Here is a 15,232-nt window from a genome sequence, read left to right as displayed (position 1 = left end):
CGGTGTCAGTCAGTCGCGCGTCTTCGCCCAGGGCGGCATGTCAATGAACACCCGGGTGCCGGGCGTCACACCGGAGAGAATGGCACTCTTGCTGCCACTGCTGGCCCCTAGCTCCACCGGCTGGAATGTGGGTTCGCTGTTGTCGCCCACAAGCAGCACTCCAGGCGTCCCGTTTTCCGTCACGATCGCCACCGTTGGCACCAGCGTGCTATCCGCCGTGCGACCGGTTTGAAAGTCAACATCCACCGTCATGCCAATGCGAAGGCTCGGCGGCGGGTCGATCAGGGATAACTCCACTTCAAACGAAATCACGTTGTCGGTTTTTTCAGCACGAGGTGCAATGTCACGCACCTGCGCGGCAAAGCGCTGGTCGGGATAGGCATCGACCCGCACGACAGCCTCCTGACCCACTCGGATGCGGCCGATGTCGCTTTCGGGAACCTTGGCCGCCACCTCCAATCCCTCCGAGAGTTCCACGATCGATGAGCTGCTGGCACCGGCATTGGTGGAGGCGGTGGTGGTGGGTGTGACGTAGGCGCCAGGCTCGGCAAACCGTTCGGTGATCATTCCGTCGAATGGCGCCTGGATGTCCAGGTCACTGCCCTCCACCTTCCGCTGCGCAACCCGCTCTTGCGCTGCTGTCAGGGCCTCTTGGCTGCTGATGAAGGCCGCGCGGAAACCGTCCAAGTCCGATGCGCTGATGGCGCCGCTGTCGAGCAGTTGACGATGGCGAAGGAAGTCAGCTCGTTTGGCTTGGTACTCAGCACGGGCCTGGCGTTCAAGGGCGGTGAGTTCATCCAAACGGTCTTTGAAATCACCGCTGTCCATGCGCGCCAGTACCTGCCCTTTGCGCACCACATCTCCTTCGTCCACGTAAAGGGCTGCCAGGCGCCCTTGATTTTTAGGACTCACATTCACGCGCCGAATGGCTTCCAGCTCCCCACTCGCGGTGATGACGCCAGGCAGGGATCCCTGCTCTGCAGCAACGGTGAAATCACCCAGCTGGCGGGCGCGGCCATTTCCTGAACTCTGGCTCCAGATCACACCGCCGCCCACCAACACAAGTGCGGCAGCCGCAGCACCCATCAGCTTTCGACGACGTCGTTTCATGCCGCTTAGGCGGGATAGGGATCGCAGCGCATCCTGACTAACTCCCCCAGGGGACAAGCTTTGACGGCTGCCCATGGCCCCACTTACATCTTTCGTTACGCAGTCTCGCGCGTGGAGGGCCAAATTGTGTCAAGGCGGGGGGATTTCGGCTGACCCCTGCCGATAGATTCCCCTCCATGCTTAAAGCCGGAATCGTCGGTTTGCCCAACGTGGGCAAATCCACTCTCTTCAATGCTCTGGTTGCCAATGCCCAGGCTCAGGCTGCGAACTTCCCGTTCTGCACAATCGAGCCCAATGTCGGCACGGTGGCAGTTCCTGACGCTCGACTGCAGCAGCTCACAACGCTGAGCAGCAGCGCGGAGACCATTGCCACGCGCATGGAGTTTGTGGACATTGCTGGTCTGGTGAAGGGCGCCAGTCAGGGAGAAGGTCTCGGCAACAAATTTCTGGCCAACATTCGTGAGGTGGACGCCATCGTGCACGTGGTGCGCTGTTTTGAGGACGACGATGTCATCCATGTGTCCGGTTCGGTGGGACCGGCCCGGGATGCTGAGGTGATCAACCTCGAGCTGGGTCTCTCAGATCTGGCCCAGATCGAGAAGCGGCGGGAGCGTCTAAAGAAACAGATGCGCACCAGCAAGGAGGCTCAGGTTGAAGATGCAGCACTGGAGCGCATCCAGGCGGTTTTGGAGGATGGTGGCGCCGCCAGAAGCGTCGAGCTGGCAGACGATGAAGCAGCCATGATCAAACCCCTTGGGCTGCTGACAGCTAAGCCGATCATCTACGCCACCAATGTGTGCGAAGACGATCTCGCCGCTGGCAATGCGTTCTGTGAGGAGGTGGTGGCTCTGTCCAAGGCTGAAGGTGCTGAGACCATTCGCATCTCTGCCCAGGTGGAGGCCGAACTGGTGGAGCTGGGTGAGCAGGAGCGCAAGGACTACCTCGACGGTCTGGGCGTGACAGAAGGGGGCCTACAGAGCTTGATCCGCGCTACCTACCGCTTATTGGGACTGCGGACTTATTTCACGACGGGTGAAAAGGAAACCCGGGCCTGGACCTTCAAGGCTGGGATGACGGCCCCCCAGGCCGCTGGTGTCATTCACACCGATTTCGAGCGTGGTTTCATTCGTGCGCAGACGATCGGTACAGAGAAACTGCTGGAAGCCGGTTCCCTAGCGGAAGCTCGCAACAAAGGGTGGCTTCGCAGTGAGGGCAAGGATTATGTGGTGGAAGAAGGGGATGTGATGGAGTTTCTGTTCAACGTGTAATCAGTCCCAATGATCCGTTTTGGATCGTTGTGGCGTTCGGTTTAAAGCGCATTAATGGCCTCTATGGCCGGGATGAACTGGGGGCTGCTTTGATCGAAGTTGTTGCAGCTCGTGTTCATCGCTTTGCTGGTGAGCGTCACCACGCGGATGCCCTGTGGTGACTGCAGCCAGGAGGCATCCTGCTGCCAGCCGTTGTTCTCGATGCCAGCCTGGATGATGGCCTCGGCGCGAGCCCTGCTGTAGCCGTCATGCAGCACTTTGCATTCTGCGTAAGCGGCAAGACCTACGAGCGCCTTGCGCGTCTCCTGCTGATTGGCCGCTGTGGGGAGAGCCATGGGTCCCACCAGGCCCAACGCCATCGCTCGAGATCCCCAGGCCTTCATCCATGAACGCAACGCATCTCGTTTCAGAGCTTTGGATGAGTCTTGGATCTGCAATGCCATGGCAGCACAGGCGTCTGGGCAGTTTATGGAGCGCACCGCACGATTGCTGAGGGATCTTGGACTGAAGCGTCAGTAGATGGCGCCGAAGCGTTCATCCTCCACGGGCTTGACACCCAAGTCCTCCCGCCACTGGCTCAAGGGTTTGTCCCAGCCCTCCTCCCAGCGTTGCAGCACCAGCGGTGCTGCCTCCAGCCCAATGCGACTGCCAAAGGCGATGGACTGACTGATCACTTCCTGCTGCTTGGGTTGAAAGCGAAAAGCTCGGAAGTTGGCCAAGATGTTGAGTAGAACGTAGGCAGGGAAACCGATTTGGGTGGCTGTGATGGCCAGCACACCCGATTCACCGGCCGGTTCCGTGTTGAAGCCTGCGATCACATGGTGCAGATCATGGGTGGAGGCGATGCGCTGGGTTAGCCACAATGCTTCTGTGCTCGTGTCTCTGGGGCGGAAGAAATCGGCGTCGTAATGAAGGCGGCTGATCATGCCGGCATAGGCATGGCCGAGGGTTCCTTCCGGCAACTTTCTGAGAGCCGAGATGTCCGGTTGAAAAGGGGGGTATCGCTGCTCCACCATGTCTGTTCCGCCGGGAAGGGCTTTGAAGCGTTGCAGGCAGACTTCCATCGCTTCACTGTCGATGAAGTTGTCGACCAGGTCTCCAACGCTGTCGAGACCACCTTGGCTTTTGGCCAGATCCCGCAGGATTGACAAGTTCCTCACGGACCGAAGCAGCTCGCGGGCTCGTGACATCGTCCCCGCCCTCCAAAAAACGATTCCAGATCCGCTTTCTAGCGAGAAAGCGTCGTTTTGAGCAGGGACATCCTGCTCAAACTGTGGCTGGTCTTGAGCATTTCCAACTCCAGGACAAGACTCTGGTGATCGAGCAACAGCGTTGCCATCCAATCAGGTTCAGCCATCTTGACGCCTCGCGGATGTCTATCGAACGAGGTTCAGTTCAAGTCATCAGACGGGTTGTGGTGCGTTCGTTCATCAAAACCAGCTTTGATGGGCGGACTCAACTTATAAAGCTGTTGTTTTTGTTGTTTCAACAAAAATTGCTTTGATTGGCTCGATGAGGCGAGGCTGTACCCATCTCAACCATTCTTGGACATGATCGGATGAGAAATGCTGATCGAGTGCTGACTTCGATGGCCATGTTTCATTCCAAGTAAAATCGGTTGGATCATTAATGTTTTCACAGCAAGTATATTGAATGGGGTTTTCAATCATGATTGTCTTCTGAATGAGCGTCTTTGTAACACGATAAAAATCGGATCTTTCCTGCTCTGCGAATTTAATTTTCATGCTTGCAATAACTAAAATCTGCTGTTCATTCAATGCTGATGCTTGCATGGTGAAAGGGCTATTTTTTGAATTTAGGTTGTGATTGATGATTGGCAAGTGGCCGCGGTTTTATCAAACGGAAATTACCGTCTTGGTGTTAATCAAACCCTTAATTAATGTGGATGATTGGATCAGTGAAGATCAGCAGTTGTTATTGCACGGAGGCAGCTCGTGGAGTTGTGATGTCGCTTTCGTTTTCCAACAACGTGGCACTGAGTTCTGCCGAGTAGCGGGGGCGCACTGTTTTAAGTAGGGGCAACATGCTGAGACAGATGCCGGCCATCAACAGCCAGAGCATCAGGCCGTGGCCCTGACGATCCAGCAATAACCCGGCGATCAACGGTGCACCCGTGGCACTAATGGCAAAGCATTGGGAGAACAGTGCCATGGCCAAACCGCGATGTTGCATCGGTGTTTCCTCGACCATGGCTTCAGCTGCGGTCGGCAGAAAGGCGGCCTCCCCGAAGGCAATCGGCACCATCGCGACGGCGATGAGGGCAATACCACCGCTCCAAAGTGCGGAACCTGCCAGCAGTAAGCAGCCGGCAACGAATCCCCCTAGGCCCATACCAAGCCCGAAACGCAGGCTGCGCTTGGCGACCCAGTTGCCGATGGGCCACTGGAGCAGCACGAGCAGTCCCAGTTGCCACGCAATCAAGGTGCCACTCCACGTTTCACTCAGTGGCGGACGGGCAAGGCCCCCGCGCACCAGATCGAGTGGCAGAGCGCTTTGCATCAAAGCAATGATCCCAGTGGCCACGATGCTGACCGCCAGCACCGGGAGCAGTGGTGTCAGCCAACCCACGCCTTCGTCCCCCACTGCGCGCTGTTGAGTGATCGGATCCGGGCTGTTCACATGGAGCAACGGTGCGCGTCCATCAGGCAGCGGACGCCAGCCCAGGATCAGCAACATGGCCACCAGAGCACCCATCTCCACCAGGTAGATCGCGCGGATCATTCCCAGTGCTGTGACCAAGGCTCCGATGAGGGCCCCCAGTGCCACACCCAGGGCGTCAGCACTTCGGGCCAAGGCATAACCCCGACTAGAGTTGAAGCCTGTGCAGCTGAGAGGAACGGCCAGCTCAATGGCCGGGAAATACAACCCTGCAGCGATTCCGATCAGAAGCTGTCCCGCCAGGTAACCACCAAAACCATTCGCCTGCAGCAGGGTGAGATCGGCGATACAACCAATTACAGCTGCGGCACGGACTGGCCAGGAGCAGGACAGTCCACGATCAAGTAAGACGCCGCTGAGGAGCCGTGCTGCCGTGCCGATCAAAGCTGAAGCGGCCAGACCTTGGGTGACCTGGCTGGCGCTGAAGCTGGCCAGATGAAACACCATTGGTGTCAGATAGATGACACCACCTGCCCCGAGCGAGGCCATCAGCCGGATCGACGCCAATTCCTGCAAAGGTGCGGGAAACTGGTTCCACCAGTGAATGGGCTTTGGCCTTGCGAAGACGCTCAACAGGACAACGGGTTGCCGTGGGACTGATCAGCAGTCTGCTGCTCCATGGCCTGTCACTGCGACCTGTTCAGGCCGCGCGGGAGCTCGTAGTGCGCCTTGATGGGATGGAACTTCCTTTCCCTGTCAATGATCTGGGCGGCTGGCTGCGCAATAACGGGACGTCGTTTTCCGAGCTGGGAATCTGGCTGAATCTTCTGGAGGAAGAAAGCCGGCAAGGGGTGATCGAACTGCTGCAGGCCCCTCTGATCAACGATCGCAGCATGGCCCGGCAAATGCTCAACAGCTGGGCTGGGCGTCGTCTTCTGGATCAGGTGGGAGACCTCGTGCTGGTGGATGGAGACGTCACAGGGCGGAAAGTGCAAGAGACCCTTGAGTCGCTCCTGAACGAGCGCGCGCAGGTGTCCACGATTGATCTGCTGGAGGCGCTGCCTGCTGAACGCGTGCATCTCGATCTGGATGCTCTGCTGACCGTGGCCGGAAGTTGGCGTCGACAGCTTCAGCGTCAGCAGGCCTTGGTTAAAAACCTGCACCAAACTCCTCTTTCAGCCAACAACCGCCAGATTGCCCCCGCAAGAGCCAATGCCTTGATCGCGGATCGGGATCTGCGTCGGGTCACGCTTGCAGTAGACCACCGAGATCGCCCGCTGCAGCTTCAGCTGTGGTCACCGTCGGCGGTTGATGGTGATCTCCGGCGTCACTGGCTGGTGCTGATGCCCGGACTTGGAGGCAGTCCCGATCATTTCCGCTGGCTTGGCCGCTCACTGAGCCGCCGGGGCTATTCCGTTCTGGTGCTTGAGCATCCCGGCAGCGATGCCTTGGCTGTGCAAGCGTTGCTCGAGGGCCGTTTGCCCCCACCGGGTGCGGAGGTGATTCCCGATCGGCTTCTTGATCTTCAGGCCGTGCTGGCAGCCCGAGAGAACGGTGAACTTGCGTTGCCCGGCGAGCGTTTGGTGTTGGCGGGTCACTCGCTCGGAGCGCTCACTGCATTGTTGGCCGCTGGTGCCCGTCCGCAGGAAGGGCTGGCGCGCCGATGTGGACAAGACCTGGATGACCTTCCAGTCAACAACCTCTCCCGACTGCTGCAATGCCAGATCGAGGACGTGGAGCTTCCGTCCTTTCGTCCGCCTGATCAGCTGGCTGCGGTCATTGGTCTCAACAGCTTCGGCAGCCTGCTTTGGCCGCGCCATCTTGCTCTTAAGGATTCACTGCCCGTGTTCCTCAGCGGTGGCACCCTCGATCTGATCACACCGCCCTTGAGTGAACAAGTGGGTCTGCTTCGTGCGTTGCCCTTTCACCCAGACTCCCGAGCTGTGCTGGTGGAGGGTGCCAGTCATTTCTCCCCCATCCGCGTGGAAGGTCAGAACGGCACCGGTCGCGGTGAGGACGTGTTTCAGCTCGGTGAGGAGCTGGTTGGCGTGCAACCCCTCGAGGTTCAGGCCCAGTTAGAACTCGAGATCAGCCAATTTCTGATGGATCTCGAAAATGACCGTCAGTCAGCGCACATTCCTGGTGGGGTCGAACACCTGATAGTGGGCGACTTGCACCTGCATCGTCTCGATCAAACCGGCGCCACTCGTCTGCTGGATTGAAGCCTGGACACCGTGGCTTGCAGTTGCCGCAGTTTCATTTCGAGAATCGGCATCGCCTGCGCATCGCGAAGCCTGTAGATGCCCAGAGGGCTCAGGCTCGACTCGTGTTCGCAGGGAATCTGACGCGGGCCTGGAACCGTTAATCCCTGATAAATCAGGCAGGCCATGCTGAACGCTTCAGGTTCAGAAACGATTGAAGATTGCATTGGATCAACCCCAACAGTCACATCATGTGGGGTTTGTGCGACTGCGCAATCAGAATGCTCTGAAGAGCTGATGAGAACTCTCTAACTGCAGTCGGCTCAGGTGATTGTCAGTAACGCACGCGTGGATCGAGCAGGGCCACAAGAAGATCCACCGCCACACTAACCAGCACCACCAGCGCAGCCACCACCACCACAATCCCCTGCACCACGGGGTAGTCCCGCTGGTTGATGCTTTCTTGGAGTCGCAGAGCGATGCCTGGCCAGGAGAAGGTCACCTCGATCAGCAGCGCACCACCGATTAAGGAAGCCACGGTGATCCCCGCAATGGTGAGCACTGGCAGTAAAGCGTTGGGGAGGGCATGGCGAAGAATCACCTGGGTTTCGCTGAGGCCGCGGCTGCGAGCAGCTTCGACGTAATCCGAGCGAAGACTGCGGTTGAGGTTGAGTCGTAAGGCATTGGTGAAGACACCACTCAAGAGCAGCCCAAGGGTGCAGGCCGGAAGAACCAGGTGACGAATCGCTCCTTTTAGAGCGATCCAGTTTCCTTGCAGCAAGCTGTCGAAAATTAGGAAGCCACTGCCATCTGGAGGAATCATTCCCGGTGGAAATCGTCCGCCGACCGGTAGCCAGCCAAGGATCACTGCGAACAGCAATTGCACCAGCATTGCTGCCCAAAATGGGGGCAGCGCGTAGGTGCCGATGCCGTAAAAGCGTCCAGCCAGGTCGATGCTCCCTTCAGATTTAGCAATGGCTGTAAAGCCCACCGCCAGTCCGGCAACAGCAGCCACCAGCAGGGCGGTGACGCTCAGTTCGAGGCTGGCGGGTAACGCCCTCCCAATGATCTGACGGACGGGCTCTTGATTGATCAGTGCTTCACCGAGGTTTCCATTAAGCAAGCCGCCGAGAAAGTCCATGTACTGATGCCAGAGAGGCTGATCCAGGCCAAGCTGCTCTCTCAGACGAGCCTTTACCTCTTCAGGGGCCCGGCTTCCCAGCACCGCATCAACAGGATCACCCGGTGCAACCCGCAGGAGCAGAAACACCAGCGTGGCAATGAGCCACAGCATCAGAGGTGCCAATGCCAGACGGGTGGCCACGTAGCGCAGTAGGTCGCGACTTCGCCCCATCAGCTCGCCTCTTGCAACCGAGCCAGCTTCAGCCGACCGTTCCCGTCAAATTCTGGTGTTGCCAATTCGGGCAGACTCCAGGCCCGCGGTGTGACAAGCCAAACGGGAATGTAAGCAGCGCCCTCGGCTGCCATGGCCTCCACCTGGTTGAGATCGCGTAGGCGGGTTTCACCACTGCTGCGATCCGAGCGCAGCAAGGTGTCTTCCAAGCCTGGGGCTGTCCAGAAACTGCCGCTAATGGCGGCTTCGCCTCGCTCGCAGATGCTGCCGTTGGATTTGCTGCAACTCAGCAGAGGTGTGAGATATGCGGCTGGATCGGGATAGGAGCCGCGCCAGTCGAGCATCACTGCCTGAAATGCTCCTTGCTCAAGCTGGTCGTAAACCGTGGTTGATTCCACGCCATCCAGTTTCAACACAAGGCAATCGGAAAGATCGCGCTGGATTTGGGCTTGCCAGGTGAGCGCCATCAGTCGATCGGCCGGCAGATTGCTTCGATAGGTGAAGGGCAGGGTGAAGACCTGCCCATTGCAGTAGCCAGCACTGAGAAACAGATTTCTGGCCTGAGCGGCGTCATAACGGGGCCAGGGTTCGGCATTGCCACCAGGCAGTCCGGGAGGAACCAGAGAGAGCAAAGGGAGACGCAGACCGTGGCTGACCCGTTGGCTGATCAGTGGTCTGTCCAGGCTGTAGGTCAGTGCCTGGCGCAGAACGGGATTCTTGAGCGGACCGTCGTTGCTCAGCAGCGTGATGTAGCCGATCACCAGTGCAGGGCCCTCTCCGACCCGCAGCCGGCCCTCGTCGGCCATGCGATTAAGCGCTAGGCGCTGATCCTCGTCGATGGAGTCTGAGATCAGCACATCCACCTCGCCGCTGCGAATCGCACCGAACAAGGCTGTGGAATTGCTCAGATAGATCAGATTCAGTCCAGGGTTACTCGGTGGCTGCCCCCAGTACTGCTCGAAGGGGTCCAGGCGTTGCTGCACTGCTTGGAAACTGGCCAAGCGATAAGGGCCCGTGCCCACGAAGTTGTCGTTCAGGAAACGCTCCTGATGATCGTGGTAGGCGGTCGGGGAGACCGGGGTGAGATTGGTGGAGGTCAGCAGGTTCTCCAGGGAGCTGGAGGGTCGATTCAGCCGCAATCTCAGTTCAAACGCGCTCGGCGTCTCCACGGCCTTGATCCGATCGCCCACCACAAAGCTGAGCGTGCCGATGGCCAGGAAGCGACGCAGACTGAAGGCCATCGCCTCTGCATTGAATGGCGTGCCGTCGTGGAACAGCACGTCGTCACGCAAAGGAATGGTGACGGTGAGACCGTCGTCACTAATTTCTGGCGGACCTGACGCGAGCGAAGGCATCAGTTCGCCGCTCATCGACCGCGTGTACAGCGTGTCTCCAAGAGCACTGATGACTTGCTGGGCGCCAAACGTGCTCGCCTGTGCGGGATCCAGAGAGGTGATCCTGCCAGCACGGGCCACCGTGATTCGGTCACTGGGTCGAATCGGCTGACAGGCGCTCTGGCTCAGTCCAATTGCTGCGGCTGCGCTCACTGACAGCAAGCAGCGAAACACCCTGTTGATGTTGGCCGAGCCTGACGGGCTGCGTTGATCGATCACGCTTCAGGTGATTCGGACAACGCCATTCAAAGGCCCTTCAGGCTGAATCGGCACTGAGGGGTGGCGTGATCTGGTGAAAAGGGACTTCAAACACCGGAGATCCCTGGGATGTGAGCGGCCACTCGCGCACCCAGCAACGGTCGTGATCGTCGTCGATCCCGATCACCTGATAGACCCCCGCGTTGGTTCTCAGACGGATGCAATCACCTTGATGAAGCCTCATGCAGGATCGGTGGCCCGACTGAACGCAGCGTTGCCCTTGCAGAACTGAGAGTTCGTTCGACATGAACGGTTTGGATCATGGATCTGCGAATGCAGACCTCATCTGTGATGGTTCTTATGACTCTGCCGCATGCAAGGGGGGCATTGCCAGGTGGCGGCTTGTCGATGTGTGTCCGATCACAACCCCTGGGGTCCTGATCAGAAGCAGCCGAGGTGGGCGGCCAGGGTCCGCACTTCCGGCAATGCCGCAATGGCCTGAAGGGCGTTTTGCATGGCGCCATTGCCCACCTCATGGGTAATGACGACGATTTCAGCGCCTTGGTCGCTGGCGTCGAATTGAACGATGGATTGAATCGAGACGCCTCGCTCCCCAAAGCAGCTGCCGATGCGACCAATCACGCCAGGAGCGTCTTCTGTGTGAAAACGCACGTAATTGCGTTGGCGAATCTGGCTGCCGTCCACGAGATGGCAAGACCGCCAGCTGCTGGCGGCCAGCAATGGATCGAGGCCTCCATCGCTGCTCTTCAGTTGGCGGATGCCCGCAATGTTGAGAATATCGGCGACCACAGCAGAAGCCGTGGGCCCAGACCCTGCTCCTGGGCCGTAGAACATCACCCGTCCAATGGGGTCGCCTTCAACGAGGATCGCGTTGTTGACGCCATTGACCCCGGCAAGGGGGTGATCGTTGGGAACCAAGGTTGGCTGAACCCGAACGGCCAAGGGCAGAGATCCTCCCGGCTCCCCGTCGCTTTCCAGTCGCTCTGCAATCGCCAGCAGTTTCACGCCATAGCCCAGCTGCGTGGCGTAATCCACGTCCCGACCTTGAAGGTTGCTGATGCCGTTGGTCGGAATACCGCCGCGCTCAATGGGGCCGCCGAAGGCCAGTCCCGAAAGGATGGCGATCTTGTCGGCGGCGTCGTGACCCTCCACGTCAGCGGCGGGGTCTGCTTCGGCGTAGCCCAGATCCTGGGCTTCCTTGAGAACCGCGTGATAGTCAGCACCCTCATCGGCCATGCGGCTGAGGATGTAGTTGGTGGTCCCGTTGATGATGCCGCTGACCCGATCAATGCGGTTGCTTCCAAGGGACTGCTTAAGTGGCTCAATGATTGGAATACCTCCTCCCACAGCAGCTTCGATCAGCACGTAAACGCCTGCCGCCGCCGCCGCTGCAGCGATCTCTTCGCCGTGACGCGCAATCACAGCTTTGTTGGCTGTCACTACGGATTTCCCAGCGGCAATCGCTCGCATGATCAAGGTGCGGGCTGGCTCGATGCCACCGATCACCTCGACTACCACATCCACGTTGGGGTCGTCCACCACCTCCTCAGGGTTGGTCGTCAAGCACTCCTGGGGAATGGAGACCGGCCGAGCTCGCTGCAGATCGCGAACGGCAACACGCACCAGATCGAGATCGGCAATCAAGGGATGGCGGCCGTCGGGGCTGCTCAGGATGCTTGCAACGCCCGCGCCGACGGTTCCGAGGCCGAGCAGGCCGATGCCGATCCTTGTCGCCATGGGCGGGTCCGTGGGTTTCGCTGAGCCGTCGACTTTAGGCAGCAGCCGGTTCAGGCCTGCCTGTCGCTGCGCTTCAGTCGGCTTGTTTCAGAATTCGCGCCTGCTCTTGCATGGTGCGCAGGATGTTGAGGAATCCGTTTGCTCGCGATGGCGTGAGGCTGGCCTGTAGCCCCGTGGCGGCGATGAAGCCTGGATCCACAGCCATCACCTGATCCGGCGTCAGGTCGGACAGTCCTTTGATCAACAGAGCCAAAAGTCCCTTGGTGATCAATGCGTCGGAATCGCCCTGCCAGCACATCCGGCCACCCACCAGCTCGGAGGCGATGAACACTTGAGAGACGCATCCTTTCACCTTGCGGTCGTCGGTCTGCAGCTCCGCCGGCATGGCGGGCAGTTTCTTCGCCAACCAGAGGACGTATTCGTAGCGCTTGCGCGGATCAGCCGTGCCGTTGAGTCGTTCGGCTAGCTGATCCAGGGCCTGGCTGCCGTATTGGGATGTGGAGCTACCTGCTTCAGCCATGGCTGGATCAGCGTCGCTGCATTCACCTGCGCACCCTAACCATCAGGCCTACGGTGCCGACCATGGCTGGCGCCACGGCCCAGGGGAAGGCATCGAAGGGGAGAGGGGCGCGCACCACGTCGTCCAAATTCACCCGTCCCTGCTCAAGCGGCAGGGTCAGATAATCCCGGTGACCCGGCCCCCCATCCACCTGCAAGTCCACCTGGCCGTCGCTCAGATCAGGCAGGTTCACCTGCAGACGACCAGAGGCGTCGATCCGACCGAGCTCCGCTCCTGCCGTGCCGTCGGCCTCCAGTATCCGCACCACGGCACCTTCCACAGGCTCGCCGGTGGAAAAGCTGCTTTTCAGTTCCAGTTGTCCGTCGAGGTAACGCAAGGTGCTTTCGACGCCGTGGGCGCTGACGCTCTGCACCTGCCCGAGCCCTATCGCCAGGGCGGTCATGCTCATCAGGGCAAAGCGGGGAAGGGCTGGCATGGAGGTTGAAGCGCCTGGATGCCCATCCTGCGGGCCATGGGGGGTGGGCGCCAGTCGGATCGGCAAGCACTCAGCAACCACTGCTGCGTTCCCTCCTGAGTTGACAGCCCGTTTCTGTGATCCAGCCATCGAAGGGTTGGTCCCAGTCATTCACGGGGAGGGGTTCGGGGCTGACGCAGGCTTCTGGCACCACCACGAGTGCCAGCCGCTGCTTCCAAGTCGTCTGGCAACGCAGACGGTCGTAGTAGCCGCCGCCATACCCCAAGCGCATGCCGTGCTGATCCACTGCGAGAGCTGGTACCAGTAGCAGCGCTAGTTGTTCGGGGCTTAAAGCCGGCTGATCGAGGGGAGCGGCGATGCCGCAGCCATCGGGTGCGAGAGGGGCGTCGTTCCATGGGTGGTACTGCAGAGAACCATCGCCGTCCGCTGCTGGTAGGGCCGTCGACAGGCCCAGCTTGTGTTGGAAGACATCGCGTAAAGGCCGCAGGTCGGCTTCCCCTTGCAGTGGCCAGTACAACCCCACGAAGCCTTGCAAGCTGCCGCTGTGATGGCGGCAGTGAATTTGGCGTTCAACCTGATGTCGGATCTGAATGTGCAGGTTGTGCTGTTGCTGGAAACAACGCTGGCGCTCCGAGCGGTAGAGCCGACGCAACGCTGGTTTGTTCCATTCACGACGTGGCATGGTCATGGCGCAAGCCCCCAGCGGCCCATCAGCGGTAGCTGCAGTTGCAGTGTGTCCGACTCCGAAGGCCAGATCGTCCTGAGTTCGACGGCGAGTGCAGGCAGGAGCAAGTCGTGTTGCCGGTCCAACTCCAGACTCTGCTCAATGCGCCGCATGGCTGACCAGGTGCTGATGAAGGACAGAAGCTCGACCTGGGTCCATTGCACGTTGATCACGAACCCTTCAGGAATGGCTCGGCTGGGAAGTGGAAAGTCGAGATCGGTGTAGTGCCGGTCCACATGCATGCGTTGGGGAGGCCAGAAGCTCCGCAGCCGTTGGTGATACAGATCCTCCAGCCAGTTCTGCAGGACCATCGGTGCCCCCTCAATGGGCTGATAACCCAGCCAGACGAGCAGGCCTTTCGGCTTCAGCACCCGCAGGGTTTCACGGTTGAAGCCATCCACATCCAGCCAGTGAATGGCCGCGGCAATGAGCACTGCATCTGTGCTGCAGTCGTGTAGGTGGGAGCGCTCTGCAGCCCCCACGCTGTAAGTCACGCCAGGATGCGGTTGGGCAGCTTCAATCTGTTCAGGGCTCAGATCCGTGGCCGTTACATGGTCAAACCAGCGAGCCAAGCCAACAGAGGCCTGCCCGTTGCCGCAGGCCGCATCCCAACAGTGGCTTCGGGCAGGAGCCCGTTCGGCCATCCATTGAAAAATTGCATCGGGATAGCGGGGGCGAAACCGGGAGTAGTCCTGGGCGACAGCACCGAACCAGCCGTTGTTGGGGGTGTTGCTCATCGCCTGCTGAATCGGATCGATAAGCCCAGCCGATGAACAGGGATGGATTCACTCATCTCACTTGCCCGTCACTGCGGTTGTTGCATAACTTCGCCACAAGAGAATTGCGTCGAGCCTTCGCCCCGCGAGGGCTCTTTTTTTGATTGCAGCGCTTGGAAGGTTTCAGCTGTCCTGAAAGTTGCATTCCAGAAGTGCTGCGGTCAGGAGTGTCTTCATCTCCTGTAGATCGTCTTGTTCTGCGGGATCTCCACCCGGCCAGCGCTCGAGCTCATGGCTCACGGAGTTCAAGAGCAGTCTCAGGCCCGCAGCATTCAGCGTGAGATCAACGGTGCTTTCGGTTCGGTCCATCTCAGCACCCAAGTCCGGCTGCGCCATTTTTATACCAGGCCCCGGTCATCGCTGGAACCAACCGGTCAGGGCCACAGCAAGGGCATCGGCGGCGTCATCGGGTCGTGGGGGTGAGTCCAAGGCGAGTTCACGCATCACCGCTTCAAGGACTTCGTCTTTGTCGGCATGGCCATGGCCTGTGAGGGCCTGTTTGATCTGCATCGGAGGGAATTCGACCACCGGCAGTCCAAACCGGCTGAGGGTCATGATCACAACCCCACGGGCCTGCACCACCGCGATGGTGTTGCTCGAGCGATAGAAAAAGAATTTCTCGACCGCCGCCAGCTCCGGGCGCCAAACCCGGATGAGCTGACGGAGATCCCTTGCAATTTCCACCATCCGCTCCCCTTCTGTTCGGCCGGGGTCCGTGCGGATGATCCCGCAGTCGAGCATGGTCTGCTCACCCCCGCAGGTGTCGATCACGCCGTAGCCCACGCGGGCGAGACCGGGGTCGATACCGAGGATGCGCAAAGGAGTGGCCTCCCGT

General features: G+C 59.6%; 18 protein-coding genes. 2 read left to right on the top strand and 16 right to left on the bottom strand.

Annotated features, from left to right (window positions below):
- Positions 1 to 9: 9 nt before the first annotated feature.
- Positions 10 to 1,185, bottom strand: coding sequence for an efflux RND transporter periplasmic adaptor subunit (locus SynA1560_RS10260; protein ID WP_186500437.1), 1,176 nt, complete (start codon positions 1,183 to 1,185; stop codon positions 10 to 12).
- 101 nt (positions 1,186 to 1,286) lie between these two features.
- Between SynA1560_RS10260 and ychF the strand changes: the two genes are divergently transcribed.
- Positions 1,287 to 2,378, top strand: coding sequence for a redox-regulated ATPase YchF (gene ychF / locus SynA1560_RS10255; RefSeq protein WP_186469180.1), 1,092 nt, complete (start codon positions 1,287 to 1,289; stop codon positions 2,376 to 2,378).
- 41 nt (positions 2,379 to 2,419) lie between these two features.
- On the opposite strand, the gene SynA1560_RS10250 is transcribed toward ychF, so the two are convergent.
- The 4 genes from SynA1560_RS10250 to SynA1560_RS10235 form a co-directional block, all read right to left on the bottom strand.
- Positions 2,420 to 2,821 (bottom strand): hypothetical protein, encoded by a 402-nt coding sequence (locus SynA1560_RS10250; protein WP_186500436.1) that lies wholly within the window; start codon positions 2,819 to 2,821, stop codon positions 2,420 to 2,422.
- A 69-nt stretch (positions 2,822 to 2,890) separates the two neighbouring features.
- Complete coding sequence (locus SynA1560_RS10245) at positions 2,891 to 3,538, bottom strand: Coq4 family protein (RefSeq protein ID WP_370523155.1); 648 nt, start codon at positions 3,536 to 3,538, stop codon at positions 2,891 to 2,893.
- A 300-nt stretch (positions 3,539 to 3,838) separates the two neighbouring features.
- Entirely contained in the window at positions 3,839 to 4,219 is a 381-nt protein-coding gene (locus SynA1560_RS10240; protein ID WP_222930207.1) for a putative quinol monooxygenase, read from the bottom strand.
- Between the two features lie 94 nt (positions 4,220 to 4,313).
- Entirely contained in the window at positions 4,314 to 5,546 is a 1,233-nt protein-coding gene (locus SynA1560_RS10235; RefSeq protein WP_186469177.1) for an MFS transporter, read from the bottom strand.
- Between the two features lie 29 nt (positions 5,547 to 5,575).
- On the opposite strand from SynA1560_RS10235, the gene SynA1560_RS10230 reads away from it, so the two are divergent.
- Positions 5,576 to 7,219, top strand: a complete 1,644-nt coding sequence (locus SynA1560_RS10230; protein ID WP_186500433.1) for an alpha/beta hydrolase — start codon at positions 5,576 to 5,578, stop codon at positions 7,217 to 7,219.
- Here the strand turns inward: SynA1560_RS10230 and SynA1560_RS10225 are convergent.
- From SynA1560_RS10225 to ruvC, 11 genes are all read right to left on the bottom strand, one after another.
- Positions 7,189 to 7,425, bottom strand: a complete 237-nt coding sequence (locus SynA1560_RS10225) for a hypothetical protein (RefSeq protein ID WP_186469175.1) — start codon at positions 7,423 to 7,425, stop codon at positions 7,189 to 7,191. The two genes, SynA1560_RS10230 and SynA1560_RS10225, sit on opposite strands and share 31 nt — an antisense overlap.
- 107 nt (positions 7,426 to 7,532) lie before the next feature.
- Positions 7,533 to 8,552 carry an ABC transporter permease gene (locus tag SynA1560_RS10220; protein ID WP_186469174.1) on the bottom strand — a complete coding sequence of 340 codons (1,020 nt, stop codon included), beginning with the start codon at positions 8,550 to 8,552 and terminating at the stop codon, positions 7,533 to 7,535.
- On the bottom strand, positions 8,552 to 10,120 hold the full coding sequence (locus tag SynA1560_RS10215; RefSeq protein WP_255477146.1) for an ABC transporter substrate-binding protein: 1,569 nt from the start codon (positions 10,118 to 10,120) through the stop codon (positions 8,552 to 8,554). Before SynA1560_RS10215 ends, SynA1560_RS10220 begins: the two co-directional genes overlap by 1 nt.
- Before the next feature lie 82 nt (positions 10,121 to 10,202).
- The gene (locus tag SynA1560_RS10210; RefSeq protein WP_370523154.1) at positions 10,203 to 10,388 is read right to left on the bottom strand and encodes a hypothetical protein; all 186 of its coding nucleotides are present in this window, start codon (positions 10,386 to 10,388) and stop codon (positions 10,203 to 10,205) included.
- Positions 10,389 to 10,585: 197 nt separating this feature from the next.
- Complete coding sequence (locus SynA1560_RS10205; protein WP_186469172.1) at positions 10,586 to 11,902, bottom strand: homoserine dehydrogenase; 1,317 nt, start codon at positions 11,900 to 11,902, stop codon at positions 10,586 to 10,588.
- A gap of 73 nt (positions 11,903 to 11,975) precedes the next feature.
- Positions 11,976 to 12,422 (bottom strand): SufE family protein, encoded by a 447-nt coding sequence (locus tag SynA1560_RS10200; protein ID WP_186469171.1) that lies wholly within the window; start codon positions 12,420 to 12,422, stop codon positions 11,976 to 11,978.
- A 22-nt stretch (positions 12,423 to 12,444) separates the two neighbouring features.
- Positions 12,445 to 12,897 (bottom strand): hypothetical protein, encoded by a 453-nt coding sequence (locus SynA1560_RS10195; protein ID WP_370523153.1) that lies wholly within the window; start codon positions 12,895 to 12,897, stop codon positions 12,445 to 12,447.
- A 70-nt stretch (positions 12,898 to 12,967) separates the two neighbouring features.
- The gene (locus SynA1560_RS10190; RefSeq protein WP_255476923.1) at positions 12,968 to 13,585 is read right to left on the bottom strand and encodes a 5-formyltetrahydrofolate cyclo-ligase; all 618 of its coding nucleotides are present in this window, start codon (positions 13,583 to 13,585) and stop codon (positions 12,968 to 12,970) included.
- A complete protein-coding gene (locus SynA1560_RS10185; RefSeq protein WP_186469169.1) occupies positions 13,582 to 14,358 on the bottom strand; it encodes a class I SAM-dependent methyltransferase in 777 nt (258 codons plus the stop codon). Before SynA1560_RS10185 ends, SynA1560_RS10190 begins: the two co-directional genes overlap by 4 nt.
- A 162-nt stretch (positions 14,359 to 14,520) precedes the next feature.
- A complete protein-coding gene (locus SynA1560_RS10180; protein WP_370523152.1) occupies positions 14,521 to 14,733 on the bottom strand; it encodes a hypothetical protein in 213 nt (70 codons plus the stop codon).
- Positions 14,734 to 14,751: 18 nt separating this feature from the next.
- On the bottom strand, positions 14,752 to 15,216 hold the full coding sequence (gene ruvC / locus SynA1560_RS10175; RefSeq protein WP_186500432.1) for a crossover junction endodeoxyribonuclease RuvC: 465 nt from the start codon (positions 15,214 to 15,216) through the stop codon (positions 14,752 to 14,754).
- Positions 15,217 to 15,232: the final 16 nt, after the last annotated feature.

Origin of the sequence: Synechococcus sp. A15-60 (assembly GCF_014280095.1) — a bacterium.
Lineage (GTDB): Bacteria > Cyanobacteriota > Cyanobacteriia > PCC-6307 > Cyanobiaceae > Synechococcus_C.
Note: the sequence above shows the minus strand (reverse complement) of the source record. Positions and strands in the feature narration are given on the sequence as shown.

What these genes read in the sequence shown, in the direction of transcription:
- SynA1560_RS10260 (WP_186500437.1), bottom strand. Translation starts at nt 1,185, where the DNA reads ATGGGCAGCCGTCAAAGCTTGTCCCCTGGGGGAGTTAGTCAGGATGCG.
- ychF (WP_186469180.1), top strand. Translation starts at nt 1,287, where the DNA reads ATGCTTAAAGCCGGAATCGTCGGTTTGCCCAACGTGGGCAAATCCACT.
- SynA1560_RS10250 (WP_186500436.1), bottom strand. Translation starts at nt 2,821, where the DNA reads ATGGCATTGCAGATCCAAGACTCATCCAAAGCTCTGAAACGAGATGCG.
- SynA1560_RS10235 (WP_186469177.1), bottom strand. Translation starts at nt 5,546, where the DNA reads ATGGCCTCGCTCGGGGCAGGTGGTGTCATCTATCTGACACCAATGGTG.
- SynA1560_RS10225 (WP_186469175.1), bottom strand. Translation starts at nt 7,425, where the DNA reads ATGCAATCTTCAATCGTTTCTGAACCTGAAGCGTTCAGCATGGCCTGC.
- SynA1560_RS10220 (WP_186469174.1), bottom strand. Translation starts at nt 8,552, where the DNA reads ATGGGGCGAAGTCGCGACCTACTGCGCTACGTGGCCACCCGTCTGGCA.
- SynA1560_RS10210 (WP_370523154.1), bottom strand. Translation starts at nt 10,388, where the DNA reads ATGAGGCTTCATCAAGGTGATTGCATCCGTCTGAGAACCAACGCGGGG.
- SynA1560_RS10205 (WP_186469172.1), bottom strand. Translation starts at nt 11,902, where the DNA reads ATGGCGACAAGGATCGGCATCGGCCTGCTCGGCCTCGGAACCGTCGGC.
- SynA1560_RS10200 (WP_186469171.1), bottom strand. Translation starts at nt 12,422, where the DNA reads ATGGCTGAAGCAGGTAGCTCCACATCCCAATACGGCAGCCAGGCCCTG.
- SynA1560_RS10195 (WP_370523153.1), bottom strand. Translation starts at nt 12,897, where the DNA reads ATGCCAGCCCTTCCCCGCTTTGCCCTGATGAGCATGACCGCCCTGGCG.
- SynA1560_RS10190 (WP_255476923.1), bottom strand. Translation starts at nt 13,585, where the DNA reads ATGACCATGCCACGTCGTGAATGGAACAAACCAGCGTTGCGTCGGCTC.
- SynA1560_RS10185 (WP_186469169.1), bottom strand. Translation starts at nt 14,358, where the DNA reads ATGAGCAACACCCCCAACAACGGCTGGTTCGGTGCTGTCGCCCAGGAC.
- SynA1560_RS10180 (WP_370523152.1), bottom strand. Translation starts at nt 14,733, where the DNA reads ATGGCGCAGCCGGACTTGGGTGCTGAGATGGACCGAACCGAAAGCACC.